Genomic DNA, 8296 nt, shown 5'->3' with positions numbered 1-8296 from the left:
TGGGCCAGCGAGACCTCGCCCGGGCGGGGATGGGTGCCGCCGCCGATCAGGCCGGCGTCGGAGATGGTGTGGTGGGGGCTGCGAAACGGTCGCGTGGCGACCAGGGCGTCCTGCCGCGGCAGCAGTCCGGTGATCGAGTGGATTTTCGTCGTCTCAAGGGCCTCGGTGAAGCTCGGCGCCGGCAGCACCGTCGAGATGCGGCGGGCCAGCATGGTCTTGCCGCTGCCGGGCGGGCCGACCATCAGTACGTTGTGGCCACCGGCGGCGGCCACCTCGAGGGCACGCTTGACGTGCTCCTGGCCGCGCACTTCGGCAAAGTCCTCGGCGCTGCGGCCTCCTTCGCGAAACAGTTCGGCGGTATCGACGGTGCAGGGCGTAAGCTCCCTCGCCCCGGCGAGAAAATCGACCACCTCCCCCAGGTCGCGCACCCCGTAGACCGGCACCGACTCGACGATCGCCCCTTCGCGGGCGTTTTCTTCGGGCAGGATCAGCCCGGCCACGTCCCAGTTGCGGGCGGCCACCGCCACCGGCAGGGCGCCGCGCACCGGCTTGATGCGGCCGTCGAGGGAGAGCTCCCCCATCAGCACGAAGCGGCCGTCCCGCGCCGGCTTGAGCGCGCCGGTGGCGGTCAGCAGCCCGACCGCCATCGGCAGGTCGAATGCGGCGCCGTCTTTTTTGATGTCGGCCGGAGCCAGGTTGATGGTAATCCGGCGGGCGGGGAATTCGTAGCCGGAATTCTTGATCGCCGACTTGACCCGATCTTTGCTCTCCTTGACCGCCCCTTCCGGCAGCCCGACGGTGGCGAACTGGGGCAGCCCCTGGGCGATATCGACTTCTACTTCGACGGGGTAGGCGTCGATCCCGATCAACGCTCCTGACAACACCTTGGCCAGCATGATCCCTCCTTGACATAAAATTAAATTTCACAAACCCTACAGAAAAAGCCCCGCTGCCGCAAGCGTTAAACGCCTGGGCAGCGGGGCTTTCCATATTGGACGAGCTGTATTTAAGGCTATTCCTGGTCCATCAGGTACTTTTCCGCCATGATGGCGGCGACCGCGCCGTCGCCGACAGCAGTGGCGATCTGCTTGAGGATCTTCTTGCGTACGTCGCCGGCGGCAAAGACGCCGGGGATCGAGGTGCGGCACTCGGCATCGGTCAGGATGTGCCCGTCGGCGTCGAGCTCGAGCACCTCGGCCAGAAAGTGCGCCTTGGGGATAACGCCGATGGCGACGAACAGCCCTTCCAGTTCGAGGGAGCGGGTGGCCCCGGTGACCCGGTCCTTGAGCAGGATGCTTTTCATTCCCGAGTTGTCCCCCTCGACCTGCTCGACCTGGCTGTTCCACAGCGGCTCGACCTTGTCGTTGGCGAAGACCCGCTCCTGCAGGATCTTGGTGGCGCGCAGCTGGTCGCGACGGTGGATCAGGTAGACCTTGCTGGCAAAGCGGGTGAGAAACAGGGCTTCTTCGGCCGCGGTATCGCCGCCGCCGACGATGGCGATGGTGGCGTTGCGGAAAAAGGCGCCGTCGCAGGTGGCGCAGTAGGAGACTCCGCGACCGACGAACTGCTGCTCGCCGGGGACGCCCAGCTTGGCCGGTTCGGCGCCGCTGGTGATAATGACCGCGCGGGCCAGCACTTCTTCACCGTCGACGGTCACCGCCTTGGTTTCGCCGCGGTCGACCAGCCCCTGCACTTCGCCGGTGACGACCTCGAGGCCGAATTCCTGGCAGTGTTCCTGAAACCGCATCATCAGGTCGGGGCCGTCGATGCCGCCGGGAAAGCCGGGATAGTTTTCAACCTTGGTGGTCGTCATGACCTGGCCGCCGAGGATCATCCGCTCGACCAGCAGGGTTTTCAGTTTGGCGCGGGAGGTATAGAGGCCGGCGGTCAGGCCGGCCGGGCCGCCGCCGATAATCAGTACGTCATAAATAGTTGGGGACATCCAGAAACTCCTGATGTGGGATGACGCACCTTAGCACAGGGCTGGCAAAATGTGAACCGACTACAGGCCCTTGATTTTTATCTTACCCAATCAGCAATCACCAATCACGGCTCTTTTCCGCGGATCTTTAGCCCTTGATTTTCTCACCGCCGGCCGCATAAAATGAGTGGTTGACCGAAAGGATGCAGCATGGCTGAAGCCAATTACCTCGACCGGAGCATTTCCCGCCGCATCAGCTTCGCTATCGCCCTGACCGCGATTACCCTGGTGGCGGAAGTGGTCGGCGGATTCTGGACCAACTCCCTGGCCCTGCTCTCCGACGCCGCCCACGTCTTCATGGACCTGCTGGCCCTGGCCCTGTCGCTGGCGGCGATCCGCCTGGCCGGCCTGCCGGCCAGCGACCGCCGTACCTACGGCTGGCACCGGGCCGAAATTTTCGCCTCGCTGATCAACGGCAGCACCCTGATCCTGATCGCCTTCGGCATTTTGGTGGAGGCCTGGGCCCGCTTTCAGCACCCGGAAGCGGTCAAAAGCAAGGAAATGTTCCTCATCGCCGCCATCGGCCTGGTCATGAACCTGGTCTCCGCCCGCTTTCTGCACGGCCACGCCCACCATGACCTTAACGTGCGCAGCGCCTTTCTGCACGTGCTCGGCGACGCCGTCGCCTCGGTCGGCGTCATCATCGGTGGCCTGGTCATGCTCTACACTGGCTGGTACGTGGTCGATGCGCTGATTTCGGCGGGCATCGCGCTGATCATCGGCTGGGGTTCGCTGCGCATTCTGCGCGAAGCGGGCCACATCCTGCTCGAGGGGGTGCCGGCGCATATTGACGTCAACCGGGTGGTCGACAAGATGAAGGGGGTCGAAGGGGTCGTCGATGTCCACCAGCTGCATGTCTGGTCGATCTGCTCGCACATTACGGCGCTGTCGGCCCACATCGACCTGCAGCCCGACTACCGGCTGCGCCAGGGGGAAGTCATCGGCCAACTCGAGCAGATGCTCGAGCACGACTTCCACATCAACCACACCACCCTGCAGGGGGAATGTTCCACCTGTGAAACCAGCGACACCATCCTGCAACTGCATCACCGCCCCCGCTCAACCGAGGGCTGCGCACAGGATCACAACGGTCACCAACACCCGCACTAAAGGATACGCATCAATGAAACGTCTCGCCCGGCCCCTGTTGTGGACCCTCCTGTTTCTGCTGATCCTGGTCGCTATCGACCAGTTTTTCATGCGGGTGCCGACCCGCCAGCCCGCCCTGAGTGCCGTTCGCCATTTTTATCTCGATCTGCGCACCCGGATGCTGCGCCTGGCGCCTGGTCAGAAGCCCACCAGCGTCGAGGCCGTGATCGAACAGGCACAGCCGGCCCCGGCCAAGCCGCGGCCGAAACCTGCGGCGAAAAAACCGGCGGCGCCTGCCGCTGCCAAAGAACCGAGTTATTTTTACGCGGACGACCAGGGCGAACTGCGCTTTGCCGACTCGCTGAACGAGGTTCCCGAACGGTTCCGCAAAGACGCCCAGCGGCTGGAGCAATAATCAGGGGAGAGTGCCGTACACCTCGGGCCGGCGGTCCTGGTAGCAGCGGATCTGGGAACGGTAGTTGACGATCTCTTCGAAATCGAACAGCGCGGTCAGCTCGACATTGCTCTCGCCCCCTTCGGCCAGCACCTCGCCGCGCGGCGCAATCAGCAGGCTCATGCCGAAGAAGTCGAGCTTGCCCTGGATGCCGCAGCAGTTGGTGGCCACCACGAACAGCTGGTTCTCGATGGCCCGGGCCCGCAGCAGGGTGCGCCAGTGCTCCTGGCGGGGCTTGGGCCACTCGGCAGGAAGACAGAGGATCTCGGCCCCCTCCAGGGCCAGCTTGCGGAAGAGCTCGGGAAAACGCAGATCGTAGCAGATGGCCACCCCGATCCGGCCGACCGAGGTCGGCACCACCAGGGTTCTATTGCCGGCGGCCAGATAACGGTCCTCGCCCATGGTCGAAAAGAGGTGCAGCTTGCGGTAGCTGCCGACGACCCGCCCCTGGTCGATGACAAAGGCGGTGTTGTAAATGCGCCCGTCGGCCTTTTCCGGCAAGCTGCCGACCACCACCATCTGCAGTTCGGCGGAGAGCCCCCTGATCGCCTCGATCACCCTCGGGGTCTGTTCGGCCAGTTCGGGAAGATGCTTGTAATCGTAGCCGGTACTCCACATCTCGGGAAGCACGGCCAGGCGGGCATCTTTGGCACGCACCTGGCGGATTCCCGCCATGGCGCTTGCCAGATTGGCATCGACATCCCCCAAAGCGATGTTAAACTGAACAGCGGCAACACAGACCTTGCGTTCCATCAGGCTCTTCCTTTCCGGCACCCGTCAACAGAAATAGAAAGTTGTTTTATTGTTATAAAAGAAACCTTAAAAAATGTCATTACCCAGTGACAGTGCGCAATTATATGTGAAATGCCGGGGCTTGGCAAGCCACGAAAACACTTCGGATTTGCTTGACCGGCGCATGAAAAACTGCTACACAACACTGGTGTTTTACTGCAACACATCTTCATTGGTCCGCTTATTGCGTAACAGCAGGGACTGAAAAAGCTCACCGTCTTCTCAATGTCACTGTTAATGCTGGCTAGCCGCATTAACCGCCACGACACAAAGGGTTGCCCATGGCCAAGGTTGCCACTTTTTTTGTCATGCTTGCGTTCTGGATCATCATGTCGGGGATGTTCGACCCGTTCCACTTCTCCCTGGGCGTGATCTGCTGTCTCCTGGTCGCCCACTTCAGCCACGGTCTCCTCTTCTACGGCGACCCCAAGAGCTGGGGGCGCGGCATCCTCGGTATTCTCCTCTACCTGCCCTGGCTGTTCTGGGAAATCCTGCTGGCCAACCTGCAGGTCGCCTACGTGGTGCTGCATCCACGCATGATGGACCTGCTCGACCCCGAACTGGTGCGCTTCAAGACCTCGCTCAAGCGCCCCATCTCCCGCATCACCCTGGCCAACTCCATCACCCTGACTCCGGGTACGGTCACCGTGAATATCGACGACGACGAGTTCCTGGTCTACGCCCTGACCAGCAGCGCCGCCAGATCGCTGCCGGGCAGCTCCATGGAACGGCGGATCGCGGCGGCCCTGGAAGGAGGCAACTGATGGAACAGCTCTTTCTCGCGACCGGCATCGCCCTGCTGCTGCTGATGGCCCTCTCCCTCTACCGGGTGATCGCCGGGCCGACCATTCTCGACCGGATTCTGGGCGGCAACGTGATCGGCACCAAGACCACCGTGATGCTGCTGGTCATCGGCGTGCTGTACGACAACGTCGGCATGTTTGTCGATATCGCCATCGCCTACGCCATGCTCAACTTCATCGCCACCCTCGGCGCAACCAAGTACTTTCTGCGCCGCAAGAGCATCCACCTGGAAGACAGCCCCTAAAGGAAGTCTGCCGATATGAATATCATCGCTACGGTTCTGATCATCGCCGGCCTGCTCTTTTTCGCCATCGGCACCATCGGCATCCTCAGGTTCCCCGATTTCTTCACCCGCGCCCACGCGGCCGGCAAATGTGACTCGCTCGCCGCAGTGCTGGTCTTTCTCGGCATTGCCGCATATAACCTCTCCGACCTGTCGCTGGCGACGGTGCTGGTCAGCATCAAGATCCTCTTCATCGCGGTCTTTGTCTTTGTGGCCAGCCCCACCGCCACCCATGCCATCACCGAGGCCGCCCTCCTGATCGGCGTCAAGCCCTGGGAAAAGGAGAAGAAGCGCTCATGATCTGGCAGTTCGACCTGCTCATTCTGACCCTGGTGGTGGTCTGCGCCATCGCCACCATCACCGTCAAGGACCTGCTGTCGGCCACCGTTATTTTTGGCTGTTACAGCTTCCTGATGTGCCTGCTCTGGGCCGAAATGGGGGCCGTGGACGTGGCCTTCACCGAGGCGACCGTGGGGGCCGGCATCAGCACCATTCTTTTCATCGCCGCCATTCTGCGCACCAGCCGGAGGAGCAAAGATTGAAAGCACTTGCCCTTATCGCCACCCTGGTCACCGGCGTCCTGCTGCTGTACGGCACCCGGGATTTCGCCGCCTGGGGCGACCCCAATTCGCCGGCCAGCCGGCACCTGTCGCCGGTCTATATCGAAAAGGCCGTGGAGCAGACCCATGTACCGAACCTCGTCACCGCGATTCTCGGCGATTACCGGGGTTACGACACCATGTTTGAAACCGTCGTCATTTTCTGTGCCGGCATGGCTGTCGTCAGCGTGCTGCGAAGGAACAAGTCATGAAGCTGTTGAAGGAACGTGCGGAAAACCGTCCGGTCGGTGACAGCCTGATCGTCCAGACCGGGGTTCGCCTGCTGGTCCCCTTTCTCCAGCTGTTCGGCCTCTACGTCATCGTCCATGGCCATTACAGCCCCGGCGGCGGCTTCCAGGGAGGGGTGGTGCTCGGCTCCTCTTTCATCCTGCTGGCCCTGGCCTACGATCTGAAGACCTCGATCCGCCACTTTTCTCTGCGCGCCAACGCCATTCTCGGCAATACCGGCGCCCTGATCTTCACCGGCATCGGCGCCTTCTGCGCGGTAATGGGCGGTCTGTTTCTCGACTATAGCGCTCTCGACAAGATCATCCCGCTGGGGCCGATTGAGTGGCGCTCCTTCGGCATCTTCCTGGTCGAAGTCGGGGTCGGTCTGGCGGTCATGAGCATCATGGTGTCGCTGTTCTGGGATCTTTCTTCGGGCGGCGAAATGGACGAGGGCCTCTGATATGGATGGTTTACTGCAGGAAATAGTCGCCAAATACAACTACTGGATCTACGTGGTGCTGATGATGATCGGCTTCTACGCCATGATCGGCAAGCGCAACCTGGTCAAGAAGCTGCTGGGAATGAACATCTTCCAGACCGCGATCATCCTCTTTTTCGTCTCGACCGGGGTCAAGCGCGGCGGCGGAATCCCGATTCTCGACAAGTACAAGGTACTGGAATCTGGCGTGGATGTAACCCAGATCGTCAACCCCCTCCCCCATGTGCTGATGCTGACGGCGATTGTCGTTTCGGTCAGCGTCACCGGGGTGGCCCTGGCCGTTCTGCAGCGGGTCTACCGGGAATACGGAACCCTCGAAGAGGATGAAATTCTGGAGAAGATCAGCGAATGACGACCACCAACCTGCACATGTACGCCCTGGCCGCGCCGCTGTTGACCGCTTTTTTTGTCAACCTGCTCGGCCGCCTGTCGCGCAACTGGATCGCCCCGCTGGTCCTCCTGTCGCTCTGTTTTTCGAGTATCTTCTCCGGCGTCACCCTGCTCAAGGTGCTGCGACACGGCCCCTTCAGCTATACGGTCGGCAACTGGCAGCCCCCCTTCGGCATCGAGCTGGTGGTCGACCACCTCAGCGCCCTGATGATGCTGCTGATCAGCCTGGTCGCCCTGGTCGCCACCATGGCTTCGCTGAAATGCGTAGAAAAGGAACTGGCCGGCCGGGAGCACCTCTTCTTCACTCTCTACCTGATCCTGATCGCCGGGCTGATCGGCCTGGTGCTGACCGGCGATGCCTTCAATCTCTACGTGCTGCTGGAGATCACCTCCATCACCACTTACGGGTTGATCGCCATGGGTAAGGGACGGGCCCCGCTGGCGAGCTTCAACTACATCATCATGGGCTCGATCGGCGCCTGTTTCTACCTGCTCGGCGTCGGTTATCTCTACATCCTCACCGGTTCGCTCAACATGGCCGATATCGCCTCGATGATCGGCGGTCTGGACGCGCCGGCGGCCCTGGCCACCGCCTTCGGCTTTATCATGGTCGGACTCTGGGTAAAGATGGCCTTCTTTCCCCTGCACAGCTGGCTGCCCAACGCCTACTCGCTGGCTCCGACCGGCGCCGGCCTGATGATCGCCCCGCTGATGACCAAGGTCACCGTCTACCTGATGATCCGGGTGATCTTCTCGGTCTTCACCCCCGGTTACGCCTTCTTCCAGCACGCCGGTGTGCAGTCGGCGATCGTCTGGGTCGCCGCCCTCGCCATTGTCTGCGCCTCGTCCCTGGCCCTGGCCCAGCGCGACCTGCGGCGGATGCTGACCTTCATTCTGGTCGCCGAGGTCGGCTATATGGTCGGCGGCGTCTGGCTGGCCAACAACCAGGGGATGACCGGCGCCATCCTGCATATCGTTAATGACGCTTTGATGACCCTCTGCCTCTTCTTGGCGGCAGCGACCATCTATTACCGCACCGGCAGCCTCAAGTTCGAAAATCTCCATGGCCTGTTCCGGAAAATGCCGATCACCATGGCCGTCTTCGTCATCGGCGCCTTCGCCATGATCGGAGTACCGCCGACCTGCGGCTTTTTCAGCAAGTGGTACCTGATTCTCG

General features: G+C 61.8%; 13 protein-coding genes. 10 read left to right on the top strand and 3 right to left on the bottom strand.

Translation table 11 applies throughout. The annotated features are described in order from the left end of the window. Together ABYV89_RS11950 and trxB are read right to left on the bottom strand one after the other, a co-directional pair. On the bottom strand, positions 1 to 896 hold an 896-nt coding region (locus ABYV89_RS11950), incomplete at its 3' end, for a YifB family Mg chelatase-like AAA ATPase (protein WP_432823184.1). A gap of 116 nt (positions 897 to 1012) precedes the next feature. After that, entirely contained in the window at positions 1013 to 1942 is a 930-nt protein-coding gene (trxB, locus tag ABYV89_RS11945; RefSeq protein ID WP_432823183.1) for a thioredoxin-disulfide reductase, read from the bottom strand. Positions 1943 to 2131: 189 nt separating this feature from the next. Between trxB and ABYV89_RS11940 the strand changes: the two genes are divergently transcribed. Both ABYV89_RS11940 and ABYV89_RS11935 read left to right on the top strand, forming a co-directional pair. After that, a complete protein-coding gene (locus tag ABYV89_RS11940; protein WP_432823182.1) occupies positions 2132 to 3091 on the top strand; it encodes a cation diffusion facilitator family transporter in 960 nt (319 codons plus the stop codon). 13 nt (positions 3092 to 3104) lie between these two features. Beyond that, positions 3105 to 3485: a hypothetical protein gene (locus ABYV89_RS11935; protein ID WP_432823181.1), complete on the top strand. Its 381-nt coding sequence runs from the start codon at positions 3105 to 3107 to the stop codon at positions 3483 to 3485. On the opposite strand, the gene ABYV89_RS11930 is transcribed toward ABYV89_RS11935, so the two are convergent. Then, the gene (locus ABYV89_RS11930) at positions 3486 to 4277 is read right to left on the bottom strand and encodes a carbon-nitrogen family hydrolase (protein WP_432823180.1); all 792 of its coding nucleotides are present in this window, start codon (positions 4275 to 4277) and stop codon (positions 3486 to 3488) included. It abuts the gene before it with no gap. A 320-nt stretch (positions 4278 to 4597) separates the two neighbouring features. Here ABYV89_RS11930 and ABYV89_RS11925 point away from each other — a divergent pair, with 320 nt between their 5' ends. The 8 genes from ABYV89_RS11925 to ABYV89_RS11890 form a co-directional block, all read left to right on the top strand. Continuing rightward, complete coding sequence (locus tag ABYV89_RS11925; protein WP_432823179.1) at positions 4598 to 5080, top strand: Na+/H+ antiporter subunit E; 483 nt, start codon at positions 4598 to 4600, stop codon at positions 5078 to 5080. Continuing rightward, on the top strand, positions 5080 to 5364 hold the full coding sequence (locus ABYV89_RS11920) for a monovalent cation/H+ antiporter complex subunit F (RefSeq protein ID WP_432823178.1): 285 nt from the start codon (positions 5080 to 5082) through the stop codon (positions 5362 to 5364). Before ABYV89_RS11925 ends, ABYV89_RS11920 begins: the two co-directional genes overlap by 1 nt. A gap of 15 nt (positions 5365 to 5379) precedes the next feature. Then, positions 5380 to 5703: a monovalent cation/H(+) antiporter subunit G gene (gene mnhG, locus ABYV89_RS11915; RefSeq protein ID WP_432823177.1), complete on the top strand. Its 324-nt coding sequence runs from the start codon at positions 5380 to 5382 to the stop codon at positions 5701 to 5703. Further along, complete coding sequence (locus tag ABYV89_RS11910; RefSeq protein WP_432823176.1) at positions 5700 to 5945, top strand: Na(+)/H(+) antiporter subunit B; 246 nt, start codon at positions 5700 to 5702, stop codon at positions 5943 to 5945. Before mnhG ends, ABYV89_RS11910 begins: the two co-directional genes overlap by 4 nt. Continuing rightward, the gene (mbhE, locus tag ABYV89_RS11905) at positions 5942 to 6214 is read left to right on the top strand and encodes a hydrogen gas-evolving membrane-bound hydrogenase subunit E (RefSeq protein ID WP_432823175.1); all 273 of its coding nucleotides are present in this window, start codon (positions 5942 to 5944) and stop codon (positions 6212 to 6214) included. Before ABYV89_RS11910 ends, mbhE begins: the two co-directional genes overlap by 4 nt. Next, positions 6211 to 6690: an MnhB domain-containing protein gene (locus tag ABYV89_RS11900; RefSeq protein ID WP_432823174.1), complete on the top strand. Its 480-nt coding sequence runs from the start codon at positions 6211 to 6213 to the stop codon at positions 6688 to 6690. Before mbhE ends, ABYV89_RS11900 begins: the two co-directional genes overlap by 4 nt. A gap of 1 nt (position 6691) precedes the next feature. Continuing rightward, positions 6692 to 7081: a sodium:proton antiporter gene (locus ABYV89_RS11895; RefSeq protein ID WP_432823173.1), complete on the top strand. Its 390-nt coding sequence runs from the start codon at positions 6692 to 6694 to the stop codon at positions 7079 to 7081. Then, on the top strand, positions 7078 to 8296 hold a 1219-nt coding region (locus ABYV89_RS11890), incomplete at its 3' end, for a complex I subunit 5 family protein (RefSeq protein ID WP_432823172.1). The genes ABYV89_RS11895 and ABYV89_RS11890, both read left to right, overlap by 4 nt.

The sequence above is a fragment of the Trichloromonas sp. genome (assembly GCF_041583255.1).
Classification (GTDB): Bacteria; Desulfobacterota; Desulfuromonadia; order Desulfuromonadales; family Trichloromonadaceae; genus Trichloromonas.
The sequence above is the reverse complement of the archived record's forward strand: the minus strand, read 5'-3'. Positions and strand labels throughout refer to the sequence as shown.